The following is a 14,534-nucleotide window of genomic DNA, read 5'->3' as shown; positions in this document are numbered from 1 at the left end:
CGATCCGGAATATCCGGCCGACCGCATCCGCTTTATGCTGGAGGATTCAGGCGCGAAGCTGGTGCTGACGCAATCGCATCTGGCGGAGCAAGCATCACGGAGTTTCGACGGTCAGGTGCTGGTGCTAGATCGTCAGGAGCAGGCTGGCAAGAATATTTACCACGAAGATGGTTCAAATCTGGAGCCCCTGGCTGGGCCGCACCATGTCGCCTATGTCATCTACACCTCCGGTTCCACTGGAAAACCGAAGGGTGTAATGGTGGAGCACCATTCTGTGTTAAACCGGATTTTGTGGATGCATGATCGCTACGGCCTGGGTGCAGAAGATACGATTCTGCAAAAGACCGCCTTCACCTTCGACGTGTCGGTGTGGGAGCTGTTCTGGTGGTCGATGGTCGGCTCAAAGGTAAGCCTGCTGTCGGTCGGCGGGGAAAAGAACCCGGAAGACATCGTCGAAACGATTGCCCGCGATGGCGTGAGTACGATGCACTTTGTACCAGCCATGCTGCATGCGTTCCTGGAGTATGTGGAACAGCAGCCACGAGAAGTGATGCAAGCGAAGCTGGGCACACTGCGCCATGTCTTTGCCAGTGGTGAAGCGTTGCCGCCACAGCATGTGGCGAGGTTCCAGCGGCTCGTGTCGAGCCTGGCTGGAGCGAAGCTGGTCAACCTGTATGGCCCAACCGAAGCGACGGTGGACGTATCGTACTTCGATTGCGAGCCGTTAGAGGAATATGCGGTTATTCCGATCGGGAAACCGATTCAAAACATTCGTCTGTACATCGTCAAGGAAGGCACGGAGCAATTGCAGCCAATTGGCGTGGCAGGTGAACTGTGCATCGGCGGTGTCGGCGTAGCACGAGGATATCTGAACCGTCCAGAGCTGACGGCCGAGAAATTTGTAGCCGATCCGTTTGCCGGCGGGGAAGCAGGGTATGAGCGGATGTACCGCACCGGCGATTTGGCGAGATGGATGCCGGACGGGAACATTGAATATCTGGGCCGGATCGACCATCAGGTGAAAATCCGGGGGTACCGGATTGAGCTGGGCGAGGTCGAAACGCAGTTGCTCCAAGTGGAATCGGTACGCGAAGCCGTGGTCATGGCTCGTGCAGATGAAACGGGACAAAAACACATGGTCGCCTACTATGTCGCGGGGCAAGAAATCAGTGCCAGCGAGCTGAGAAGTGCGCTGGGGCAGGAGCTGCCAAGCTACATGGTACCATCGTACTTTGTACAGCTGGAGCAGATGCCACTGAGTCCAAATGGCAAAATCGACCGCAAGGCACTGCCGGCACCGGAAGGTAGCCTGCAAAGCGGGGCCGAGTATGTTGCACCGCGGACGTGGGTGGAAGTGAAGCTGGCGCAAATTTGGCAGGATGTGCTGGGCCTGGCGCAAGTTGGCGTGAAGGAAAACTTCTTCGAGATTGGCGGACATTCGCTGCGGGCGACGACACTAACCTCGAAGATTCACCAAGAGCTGAACAAGCAGCTTCCTCTGCGCAGTATTTTTGAAGCACCAACGATTGAACAATTGGCAGCCGTGCTGGAAGGGCTGGATCAAGTGGCGTATGCGTCCATTCCGGTAACGGAAGAGCGTAGCTTCTATCCACTATCCTCGGCGCAAAAACGACTGTATGTGCTGCATCAGTTCGATCCGCAGGATGTGAACTACAACATGCCGTCGGTGCTGCAAGTAAGCGGTCCACTGGATGTGAAACGAGTAGAGGGCGTGTTCCGTCAACTGATCGCCCGCCATGCGACGTTGCGTACCCGTTTTGAGCTGGTGGACAATGAGCCGATGCAATGGATCGAGGACACCGTACCGTTCGAGGTGGAATATACGAAGATACAGGCAGAAGATGTGATTGCGGATACAGATCAGGACACAACTACAGATACGTACACCAGGGTCAACATAGAGGCGCAACAGCTGGTGCGGCGCTTTGTCCGTCCGTTTGATCTCAAAGCTGCGCCGCTGCTGCGGGTAGGCTTGGTGGATCTGGGCCTTCAAGGAGTAGAACAGGAATCCCAACATCTGCTTATGCTCGATATGCACCATATCGTCTCAGATGGGGTGTCCCTGGAGGTCCTGACTGATGAGTTTGTCCGTTTGTATGGCGGTGAAGAGCTGGCGCCATTGCGGATTCAGTACAAAGATTATGCCGTATGGCAGCAAAGCGAAGCCCATCAGGAATGGATGCAGCGTCAGGAAGCGTACTGGCTGAGCACTTTCCAAGGTGAACTGCCTGTACTGGATCTCTCTACGGACTTTGCCCGCCCAGCGGTGCAGAGTACAGCAGGGGATACGGTCGAATTTGTACTGGAGCGTGAGGTTAGTGAACGCCTGAAAGAACTGGCTGCCCAGACCGGCTCTACCCTGTATATGGTGATGCTGGCGGCGTACACCACACTCTTGCACAAATACACAGGCCAAGAGGACATGATTGTCGGTACGCCAATTGCCGGACGACCGCATGCGGAGCTCAGTAATCTGGTCGGTGTCTTCATCAACACGCTGGCGATTCGCAATTATCCATCCAGCGACAAATCGTTCCTTGAGTATCTGCAAGAGGTCAAGGAGCAGGCACTTAATGCTTATGAGCATCAGGACTATCCTTTTGAAGAGCTGGTTGAAAAACTGAATTTAACGCGGGATACGAGCCGGAATGCGCTGTTTGACACGATGTTTGAGCTGAAAACAATGGAGCAGCAGGAGTTCGAGCTGGAAGGGCTGAGCTTGAGCTCCTATCCACTGGACAATCAAACGGCAAAATTCGATCTGAGCTTGGAGGCGATAGAGCAGCCGGAAGGCATTCTGTGCAGTCTGGAATACAGCACAGTGCTGTACAAGCGGGAGACCATGACGCGATTGGCACAGCATTTTGCGGAAATCGTTCGAGCGATTGCCTATCATCCGCAGCAGCCACTGGCAGTTTTGAATATGGTAACCGATGAGGAACAAGAGCAACTCATCTACGGTTTTGGAGAAGTGGGCGTAACGGATGTTGCTGCGGTTGAAGCAGGAGCCCTGTTCCATACCTATGTGGAAGAACAGGCACAGCTTGTAACAGATCACGTGGCAGTGGTGTACGAGGGGCAACAGCTTACGTACCGGAAACTGAACGAGCGTGCGAACCAATTGGCGCGTAGATTGCGAAATGAAGGTATCGGACGCGAATCGATTGTCGGCATTCTGAGTGAACGGTCGGTAGACATGTTGGTCGGCGTACTGGCGGTGTGGAAGGCTGGAGGCGCATATGTGCCGCTGGATGCAGACTATCCGTCCGAACGCATTCGTTTCATGCTGGAGGACAGTGGTGCGACGGTGCTGTTAACTCAAACCGACCTGCAGGAGCGCGCACAAGCATGGCTGAATGAAAGCTACGTGGCTTTGGGCGATGAAAAAGCTAAGGGTGAGCTGGAAACAGCGGCTGGTGCTGAAACGATGGAAAGAGACAACCTGAATGAAGACTTAAGCTTGAAATCAAATTCGGTGTCTGACAGCGAAGCAGCATCTGAATCGGCAACAAAGCTGTGTCTGCATACTGTATTAGCGCTGAACGACGAGTCGCTGTACACGGGAGATACGACAGACGTCGATCACATCAATGAACCGCACGATCTGGCGTATGTGATCTATACATCTGGAACAACCGGACGTCCGAAGGGTGTTATGATTGAGCATCGCAGTTTGGTGAATACAGCTGTGGCGTATCGCCGGGATTACCGTTTGAACCAGTTCCCAGTACGATTGCTGCAACTGGCCAGCTTCTCCTTCGACGTGTTCGTCGGGGATATGGCGCGGACGCTCTATAACGGCGGCACGATGGTCATTTGTCCGAAAGACGACCGACTTGATTTTAGCCGTCTGCACGGTTGGATTCGTGATTATCAAATTACCGTGTTCGAATCGACTCCGGCCCTGATCGTACCGTTTATGCAGTATGTGCATGAACAGGGGCTGGACATGAGCAGCATGGAACTGCTGATCACTAGCTCGGATAGCTGCAGCGTGACGGATTACCGGATGCTGCAAGAACGGTTTGGCGCAGATATCCGCATCATGAACAGCTATGGCGTCACGGAAGCGGCGATTGACTCCAGCTTCTATGATGAAGAGCTGTCGAAGCTGCCAAGCAGCGGTCATGTGCCGATTGGTCAGGCGTGGCTGAACGCCCGCTTCTACATCGTGGACAGCCAGCTGAATCCGGTGCCGATCGGTGTACTGGGTGAGCTGTGCATCGGCGGAGCCGGGGTCGCACGGGGGTACCTAAACCGTGCGGACCTGACGGCCGAGAAGTTCGTAGCGAACCCGTACGTACCGGGCGAACGACTGTACCGCACAGGCGATTTGGCGCGGTGGATGCCGGACGGCAATGTAGACTTTATCGGCCGAATGGATGATCAGGTCAAAATCCGGGGCTTCCGGATTGAACTGGGCGAGGTGGAAGCGCAGCTGCTGACTGTGGATGGCATTGAGAAAGCCATCGTCACCGCCTGGGAAAACGAAAACGGAGACAAAGATCTGTGCGCGTATGTCGTAGCCTCGGAGGCGCTGAATTTGCCGGAGCTGCGCAGCATACTCCAGCCCAAACTGCCGGGCTATATGATCCCGACGTATGTCGTACCACTGGATCAATTCCCGCTGACACCAAACGGAAAAATTGACCGCAAAGCGTTGCCAGCACCGGAAGCGCGCCTCGAAGGAGGCACGGAGTATGTTGCGCCGCGGACACCGCTGGAAGAGCAACTGGTACGTATTTGGCAAAGCGTTCTGAATCATCAGCGGGTAGGCATCCAGGATAACTTCTTTGAAGTGGGAGGACATTCTCTGCGCGCTACAACACTGATGGCGAAAATCCATCAGGAGCTGAATCACAAGCTGGCCTTGCGAGATATTTTCCAATATCCGACGATTGAGCAATTGGTACAGGTGATGGGTGAAGATCAGACCCAGCAAATGTATGTATCCATACCTGTGGCGGAGGAGCGCGAATATTATCCCGTTTCCTCGGCGCAAAAACGGATGTACGTGCTGAGTCATCTGGAAGGCGGAGAGGTGAGCTACAACATGCCAGGAGCTTTGATTATCGAAGGCTCCTTGGATAAAAAGCGACTGGAACAAGCCTTCCGCCAGCTGATTGCCCGTCATGAAACCTTGCGAACCCGATTCGAGATGGTGGATGGCGAGGTGATTCAGCGGATTGAAGCTAACGTCCCATTCAGCGTGGAGTATGTGCAAGCAAGCGAAGAAGAGACACCGCAGTACGCACAGGACTTTGTACGTGCCTTTGATCTCGCACAAGCCCCGTTGCTGCGGGTTCAGTTGATCGAAAACGGACCGGGGCGTCACGTTATGCTCTATGACATGCACCATATTATTTCGGATGGCGTGACAGAAGGAATTATCGTGCAGGAGTTCTCTCAATTGTACGAAGGCAAGGAGCTCCCGCCACTGCGTATTCAGTACAAGGACTATGCCGTTTGGCAGCATGCAGATATGCAAAGTGAACGTCTTCGTGCGCAAGAAAGCTATTGGCTGAACACGATGTCTGGTGAAATTCCGGCGCTGGATATGCCAACGGATTTTACAAGACCCGCCGTACAGCGTCTGGAAGGAACTCGATTTGAGTTTGCGATCTGCATGGAGGACAGCGAGCAGTTGAAGCAGCTGGCCGCGCAAACCGGATCCACCTTGTACATGGTGTTGCTTGCAGCGTATAGCACACTCTTGCATAAATACACGGGTCAAGAGGACATCATCGTCGGCACGCCGATTGCCGGAAGACCACATGCGGAGCTGGGTAGCCTAGTAGGCGTATTCCTGAACACACTGGCGATTCGCAATTATCCGTCTGGTGATAAAACGTTCCTGGACTACTTGCAAGAGGTCAAAGAGCATGCGCTCAGTGCGTATGAGCACCAGGAATATCCGTTTGAGGAGCTGGTTGAAAAGCTGAATGTAACGCGGGATACGAGCCGGAATGCGCTGTTTGACACAATGTTTGAGCTGAAAACATTTGAGCAGCAGGAGTTCGAGCTGGAAGGGCTGACCTTCAAGCCGTATCCGACGGACGATCATACGTCCAAATTTGATTTGACCTTGGATGCCGTAGAGCAGTCAGAAGGCATTCTGTGCAGTCTGGAATACAGCACGGCGCTGTACAAGCCTGAGACCATCGCGCGCTTTGCGCAGCATTTTACCGAACTCGTACGAGCCATTACACTTCACCCACAGCAGTCACTGTCCGCTTTGGATATGGTGACTGTCGAGGAAAAAGCACAAATCCTCTATGGTTTTGGAGATGTAGGCGTATCAGATGTTACTGCGGTTGAAGCAGGAGCACTGTTCCATACCTACGTGGAAGAACAGGCCCAGCTTGTACCGGATCATGTGGCGGTGGTGTACGAAGAGCAACAACTTACGTACCGCACACTGAATGAACGTGCAAATCAATTGGCGCGTAGATTGCGAAATGAAGGTATCGGACGCGAGTCGATTGTTGGCATTTGGAGTGAACGCTCGGTAAACATGCTGGTCGGCGTACTGGCGGTGTGGAAGGCTGGAGGCGCATATGTGCCGCTGGATGCAGATTATCCGTCCGAACGCATTCGTTTCATGCTGGAGGATAGCGGTGCGACGGTGCTGCTCACGCAAACCAGTTTGCAGGAGCGTGCCCAGGCATGGCTGGAGAAAAGCGATCAGGCCTTGGTCGAAGGGCAGACTGAGGGTGAGCTGGAAACAGCGGCTGGCGCTGAAACGATGGAATCAGGTGCTCTTCATGGAAACCTAAATGGAACAGCAGATTCGAAGTCTGACAGCGAAGCAGCATCCGAATCGGCAACAGGGCTGCGTCTGCATACCGTACTAGCGCTGGACGATGAGTCACTGTACACCGGTGATACGACAGACGTTGAACCGATCAATGAACCGCACGATCTGGCGTATGTGATTTACACCTCTGGCACAACCGGACGTCCGAAGGGCGTCATGATCGAACATCGCAGCCTGGTAAATACAGCTGCGGCGTATCGCCGGGATTACCGTCTGAACCAGTTCCCGGTACGACTGCTGCAACTGGCCAGCTTCTCCTTCGACGTGTTCGTCGGTGATATTGCACGGACGCTCTATAACGGGGGCACGATGGTCATTTGTCCGAAAAACGACCGGATTGATCCAAGCCGTCTGTACGGATGGATTCGCGATTACCAGATTACCGTGTTCGAATCGACTCCGGCCCTGATCGTACCGTTTATGCAGCATGTGCATGAACAGGGCCTTGACATGAGCAGTCTGGAACTGCTGATCACCAGCTCGGACAGCTGCAGCGTGACGGATTACCGAGTGCTGCAAGAACGGTTTGGCACAGATATCCGCATCATCAACAGCTATGGCGTTACGGAAGCGGCCATTGACTCCAGCTTCTACGACGAAGAGCTGTCGAAGCTGCCAAGCAGCGGGAATGTGCCGATTGGTCAGGCATGGCTGAACGCACGTTTCTACATCGTGGACAGCCAGCTGAATCCGGTGCCAATCGGTGTACTGGGCGAGCTGTGCATTGGCGGTGCTGGCGTGGCACGGGGATACCTGAACCGTGCAGACCTGACAGCCGAGAAATTCGTAGCGAACCCGTACGTGCCGGGTGAACGTTTGTATCGCACAGGTGACTTGGCGCGGTGGATGCTGGACGGCAATGTGGACTTTATTGGCCGGATGGACTATCAAGTCAAAATCCGGGGCTACCGGATCGAGCTGGGCGAGATTGAAACGGCGATCCAGCGGGTGCCGGGTGTGCGTCAAGCCGTAGTCATCGACCGAACGGATGAGCGTGGGCACAAGTATTTGTGCGGATACCTCACGGGAGAAACCGAGCTGCGGATCGAGGAAGTACAGACCGAGCTGGAAGCCGGACTGCCAGCGCACATGGTGCCAGCACGCCTGATGCGACTGGAGACGATCCCACTGACCCGCAACGGCAAAATCGACCGCAAGGCCTTGCCAGAACCAGAAGGCAGCATCCATACGGGAGCCTCCTATGTGGCCCCGCGTACCAAGGTGGAGCAAGTGCTGGCTGCGGTATGGGCCGGAGTGCTCGGCGTAGAAGCCGTAGGCACGCAGGATAACTTCTTCGAGCTGGGCGGCGATTCGATCAAAGCCTTGCAAGTCTCGTCCCGCTTGCTGCAAGCAGGCTATCGACTGGAGATGAAAGACCTGTTCAGTCATCCGACGGTGTCTGCCTTGGCGCTGAAAGTCCAATCGGTGACAAGATTGGCAGATCAGAGCCAAGTGGTGGGCACTGTGAAGCTGACACCTGTTCAGCATTGGTTCTTTGAGCAGAACCTGACGGATGCTCATCATCATAATCAGTCCATTATGCTGCATAGCCAGGACGGTTTTAATGTAGCGGCGCTGCGTACAGCGATGGATCAAATGGTTAGTCATCACGATGCACTGCGGATCGTTTTCCGTCCTACGGAGCACGGATATGAAGCCTGGAACCGCGCGGTGGGTGAGGGCGAGCTGTATACGCTGGATCAGGCAGACTTCAGGAAGGAGTCTGAAGTGTCTGCGGCGATCGAGGCTAAAGCAAATGAAATTCAGGCGGGCATTCATTTAAGCGAAGGACCGCTGGTGAAGCTGGGGCTATTCCATTGCCCCGATGGAGATCATTTGCTGATAGCTATTCATCACTTAGTAGTGGATACCGTATCCTGGCGCATTTTGTTTGAGGATCTTACGGCAGCCTATGAACAGGCATTAAACGGAAAAACGGCTCGTCTTCCGCACAAAACGGATTCGTTCCGTAACTGGGCTGAGGGACAGTCTCACTATACGAACGGTCCAGAAATGGCAGCAGAGCTCGCCTTCTGGCAGGAAGTGGAACAGGGGGCGTATGAGCCGCTTCCAAAAGACCAGCCGCAACCACAATCCTTGAATAAAGACAGCGAGCTCATGACGGTCACATGGACCACTCAGGAAACGGAGCAGTTATTAAAACAGGCACATCGTGCCTACAACACGGATATGAATGATTTGCTGCTGACTGCACTTGGCCTGGCTATTCATCGCTGGGCGGGTATCGAACGCGTACTCGTCAACCTGGAAGGCCATGGACGGGAGTCCATTTTGCCAGAGCTGGATATTACGCGTACGGTGGGCTGGTTTACGACTCAATTCCCGGTTGTGCTGGATATGAGTGCGGGGCAAGATCTTTCACAGCGCATCAAACAGGTGAAAGAAGGGCTGCGCCGTATTCCGCACAAGGGCATTGGCTACGGGATGCTGAGATACCTGTCTGCAGCATGTGAGCAAGAGCGTCTGGTCACCGAACCTGAAATCAGCTTTAACTATCTGGGACAATTTGACCAGGATATGCAACATCAATCCATTGGCGTGTCTCCTTACGCTAGTGGTGCCGAGCTGAGCGCACATGCAGCCAGATCGCACACCCTGGATCTGAACGGACTGATTTCCGAAGGTCAATTGCAATTGACGATCAGCTACAGCCATCAGGAATATCGCAAGGAAACGATGGAACAGCTAGCCGAAGCGCTCAGAACCAGCCTGCAGGAAATCATCGCGCATTGCGCGGGTCGCAAACAGCAGGAACTGACGCCAAGTGATGTGATGCTTAAACCTGTAACCTTGGCCGAGCTGGATCAGTTGGTCGAACGGACGCGTGACATCGGGGAACTGGAAAATGTATATGCCTTGACACCGATGCAAAAAGGCATGTTATTCCATAGTCTAATGGATGCAGAATCCGGGGCTTATTTTGAACAAACGACCTTTGATTTGCGCGGACGTTTCCAAGCGGATATTTTCCAAGATAGCTTGAATCAACTGGCGCAGCGGCATGAGATCTTTAGAGCCAATTTCATCAGCGGCTGGCAGGATGAGCCCGTACAGGTGATTTTCCGCCATAAAGATGTTGGTTTCAGATATGAAGATGTGCGTCATTTGGATGATCAGGAACGTGACGCGTATGTGCAGGAATTTATTCGTAAGGACAAGGCAGCTGGATTCGATTTGTCCCGGGATGCATTGATGCGCGTGGCGATTTTGCGGACCGGTGATGAGGATTATTATTTTGTATGGAGCTCTCACCACATTCTAATGGACGGCTGGTGCGTGGCGCTGGTAACAGATGAGGTGTTTGAGGCTTATTTTGCAGCCGTAGAGCATCGAGCACCGAAGCTCGCGCCCGTGACTCCATACAGTCAGTATATTGCGTGGCTTGAAGCACAGGATGTAGAAGCAGCGGCCTCATACTGGAAGGAATATTTGCTGGGCTATGATCAACAAACTTCGATTCCGACCGGAAAAGTAGGCGCGAAAGCGGACGGCGAACAATTTGAGCATGTACTGTGCGACCTAGGTAAGCATTTGACAGGACGCATGGAAATGGTAGCCAAGCAGTATCACGTGACCACCAATACGCTCCTACAAACGGCATGGAGCTTACTGCTTCAAAAGTACAACGGTAGTAACGACGCCGTCTTTGGCGGTGTAGTATCGGGTCGCCCGGCAGATATTTCAGGGATCGAAAACATGGTGGGCTTGTTCATTAACACCATTCCAGTACGTATCCGTAGTAAGGCTGAGGACACCTTTGCCGACCTGATTAGAGCGAATCAGCAGCAGGCGCTGGCTTCTCAAGATTACGAAACGTATCCGCTGTATGAAATTCAAGCCTTGACCGAGCAAAAGCAAGAGCTGATCCAGCACATTATCGTGTTTGAAAACTATCCGGTGGAGGAGCAGGTCGAGCAGCTTGGCGAAGGTGCGGAATCGGATTTTGTCATCAGCAATGCAGGGATGATTGAACAAACCAACTATGATTTCAATCTGGTCGTCATGCCGCAGGAAGCGATGAAAATCCGATTCGAATACAATGCGAAGTTATATGATCGGGAAGCCGTGGAACGGACGCAGGGTCATCTGGTACAGCTGCTGGAGCAGGTGGTGGCGAAGCCGGACATTCAAGTGCAGGAGCTGGATGTGTTAAGCGAGCAGGAACGCGAGCAAATTCTCCGTGTATGGGGAGATACAGCTGCTGAGTATCCAAGCGATCAAACGATCCATGGCTTGTTCGAAGCACAAGCCGTGCAGACACCGGAACAGCCAGCGCTGTACTTCGAAGGAGAGCAGTTGACCTATCGCGGGCTGAATGAACGTGCGAATCGTCTGGCTCGTACCTTGCGCAGTAAAGGCGTGACCAAGGATCGTCTGGTGGGTCTGATGACCGAGCGTTCGGTAGACTTGATTGTGGGTATGTTAGGCATTTTGAAAGCTGGGGGCGCATATGTCCCCATCGATCCGACATATCCAGAGGAGCGTATCCGCTACATGCTGGACGACTCGGGAGCAGAGTTGTTGTTGACACAAAGCCATCTGGTAGACAAGGTATCTTTCAATGGAAACGTGCTGGTGCTGAGTGGGGCACCGAGTGTGTATCATGAGGATGGCTCCAATCTGGAGCCGTTGTCCGGTCCGAACGATCTAACGTATGTGATTTATACGTCGGGTACGACGGGGCAGCCGAAGGGTGTCATGGTAGAGCATCGCAATGTTGTGCGTTTGGTGAAAAATACAAACTACGCGCAGTTGGATGCTGACACGCGCATTTTGCAGACAGGCGCGATTGTTTTCGACGCATCCACCTTCGAAATTTGGGGAGCTCTATTAAACGGTGGACAGCTTGTGTTAGTGAGTCAGGATGTCATTTTGGACGCGCTCAAGCTTAAGGAAGCTGTCCGCAGTCATGGCATTACCACGATGTTTCTGACCACACCGCTCTTTAACCAGCTGTCCCAGCAGAATCTGGCGCTGTTCGAGGGGGTACGGGAGCTACTGGTTGGTGGTGATGTGATGTCCGTACCACATATGAACCGGGTGCTGGAGGCCCATCCGTCCCTGCGAATCAGTAACATCTATGGCCCTACTGAAAATACGACCTTTTCCACAGTACACGCGATCACCTGTGTACAATCGGAATCGGTGCCAATTGGCAGACCAATCCATAATTCGACAGCGTATGTTGTGGACCGTTCGATGCGGCTTCAGCCCGTGGGGGTATGGGGTGAACTACTGGTAGGCGGTGACGGGGTAGCACGTGGTTACCGCAACCGTCCGGACCTGACATCCGAAAAGTTCATCGACAGCCCGTTCCGTAGCGGAGAACGCTGCTATCGCACAGGCGACATGGTACGCTTAAATGCGGATGGTTCGCTGGAATATAAGGGGCGGATCGATGCGCAGGTGAAAATTCGGGGCTACCGGATCGAACTGGGCGAGGTAGAAACGCAGCTGTTGAAACTGGAGGCAGTGCGAGAAGCTGTGGTCATCGCACGGGAAGATGAGCAAGGGCAAAAGCAGCTCTGCGCTTATGTGGTCGCCGATGAGGAAGTTGTCGCAAGTGAGCTACGCAGCGCTTTGAGCCAGAAGCTGCCGGGTTACATGATTCCTTCCTATGTGGTACAGCTGGAACAAATGCCGCTGACACCGAACGGTAAAATCGACCGCAAGGCCCTGCCAGCCCCAGAGGGCAGCCTGCAAAGCGGAGCCGACTATGTTGCACCTCGGACATGGGTGGAAGTGAAGCTGGCGCAAATCTGGCAGGATGTGCTGGGCCTGACTCAGGTCGGCGTGAAGGAAAACTTCTTCGAGATTGGTGGACATTCACTGCGAGCGACGACACTGGCCTCGAAGATTCACAAAGAGCTGAACAAGCCACTTCCACTGCGCAGTATTTTTGAAGCACCAACAATTGAGCAACAGGCCGTTGTACTGGAACAGCTGGATCAAGTGACGTATGCGTCCATTCCAGTAACGGAAGAGCGCAGCTTCTATCCCCTGTCCTCCGCGCAAAAACGACTGTATGTGCTGCATCAGTTCGATCCGCATGATGTGAACTACAACATGCCGTCGGTGCTGCAAGTGAGCGGTCCGCTGGATGTGAAGCGGGTGGAACATGCATTCCGTCAATTGATCGTTCGCCATGCATCCTTGCGTACCCGCTTTGACCTGATCGACAGTGAGCCAATGCAATGGATTGAGGACACGGTACCGTTCGAGGTGGAATATACGAAGCTACCAGCAGAGGGTGTGACTACGGATACAGACACGATGGCCAGCAAGGAAGTGGATGAGCTGGTGAGTCGCTTTGTCCGTCCGTTTGATCTCAAATCTGCGCCGCTGCTGCGGGTAGGGTTGGTGGATCTGGGCGTATCTGGAACTGAGCAGGAATCCCAACATCTGCTTATGCTCGATATGCACCACATCATCTCGGATGGTGTGTCGATGGGGGTACTGACTGAAGAATTTGTCCGCTTGTACGACGGTGAAGAGTTACCGCCACTGCGAATACAGTACAAGGATTATGCCGTATGGCAGCAAAGCGAAGCCCATCAGGAATGGATGCAGCGTCAGGAAGCCTACTGGCTCGACACCTTCCGGGGTGAATTGCCTGTACTGGATTTACCGACAGATTTTGCCCGTCCGGCGGTGCGAAGTACAGCAGGCGATACCGTGGTGTTCGGACTGGAACGCGAAGTGAGCGAACGTCTGAAGGAACTGGCGGCGCACACCGGCTCTACACTGTATATGGTGTTGCTGGCGGCGTATACCGCCCTCTTGCACCAATACAGCGGCCAGGAGGACATCGTCGTCGGCACGCCGATTGCCGGACGACCGCATGCGGATTTGGAGCCGATCCTCGGCATGTTCGTCGGTACGTTGGCACTGCGAAACTATCCGACAGCAGAACATACCTTCCGCAGCTACGTGGAAGAAGTGAAGGTTCGCGCCCTGCAAGCCTACGAGCATCAGGACTATCCATTTGAAGAACTGGTGGAAAAGCTGAATGTGAAGCGGGATATGAGCCGCCATCCGCTGTTCGATACGATGTTTACCCTGCAAACGACCGAGGAGGGCGAACTGCAACTGGCAGACCTGAGCTTCCGTCCGTACGGCCTGGAACAAACGCCAGCGAAGTTTGATCTGACGCTGGAAGCCAGAGAGGAAGAGGCAGGCATCCAGTTCGGATTGCAGTATGCAACCGCGTTGTATCAACGGGAAACCGTTGAACGGATGACTCGTCACTTTATTCGCTTGGCCGAAGCTGTGGCGGCGAACCCGGATGCGAAGCTGGGTGAGCTGGAGCTCATTACGACAGAAGAAACCGAGCGGATTCTGAAGGTATTCAATGATCCGAACGCACATAGCGTGCGTGGAACACTCCAAGGCCTGTCGCTCAGCGAGCGTTTTGAAGCGCAAGCGAAAAACAGCCCTGAGCGGATAGCCGTGGTGTCTGGGGACATGGCGCTATCCTACGCTGAGCTGAATGAGCAGGCGAACCGGTTGGCCCGTGTGCTACGGGCGAAAGGGGTTGAAGCAGATCAACCAGTAGGCGTACTGCTGGAACGTTCTGCGGATCTTCTGGTGAGCATTCTGGGGGTACTGAAGGCCGGAGGCGCGTATGTGCCAATGGATACGATGTATCCACAGGAGCGCATTGACTACATGCTTC

The 14,534-nt window shown here is 53.9% G+C and carries 1 protein-coding gene; it reads left to right on the top strand.

What is annotated here, in order from left to right:
- Nucleotides 1–14,534 (top strand): amino acid adenylation domain-containing protein (locus tag ACU1JV_RS27885; RefSeq protein WP_446724762.1); only part of this gene is annotated, 14,534 nt, incomplete at both ends.

This window comes from Paenibacillus sp. T2-29, from assembly GCF_052921365.1.
This window is presented reverse-complemented; position numbering and strand designations above follow the sequence as displayed.